The sequence below is a fragment of the Rhizobium ecuadorense genome, assembly GCF_001187535.1.
Lineage (GTDB): Bacteria > Pseudomonadota > Alphaproteobacteria > Rhizobiales > Rhizobiaceae > Rhizobium > Rhizobium ecuadorense.
Genome location: NZ_LFIO01001410.1, coordinates 1 through 407, shown reverse-complemented (window position 1 = coordinate 407; position 407 = coordinate 1). Strand labels below are relative to the sequence as shown.

General features: G+C 58.0%; 1 protein-coding gene. It reads left to right on the top strand.

The features are described 5' to 3' along the window. Positions 1–407 (top strand): class II aldolase/adducin family protein (locus AF337_RS29775; protein WP_193393672.1); only part of this gene is annotated, 407 nt, incomplete at both ends.

Genomic DNA, 407 nt, shown 5'->3' with positions numbered 1-407 from the left:
CCCTGTTGCCATTCCGGCATATCGACCACACCCATGCCAACGCGATAGTCTCTCTGACAAACCAGCCGCATGGCGAAGACCTTATCCGAGAACTGTTCCCTGATACGATCGTCGTGCCCTATGTGATGCCTGGCTTCCTTCTCGCCAAGGCTTGTGATGCAGCCTTCCGCGCCAATCCCAAAGGCGACGGCATGGTTCTCCTGAAACACGGAATTTTCACTTGGTCTGACGATCCGCGCGCGGCCTATGAGGACATGATCGCTAAGATCGACCGCGCGCAACACAGGCTGGCGAAAGGTCGGGCAAAGCCGTTTACTTCCGCCAAAGTGCCAAAATCGCTCGCCAGCGTGGCGGAAATCGCACCGATCTTGCGCGGTGCCATCGCCATCGATACCGGCTTAGAGGGC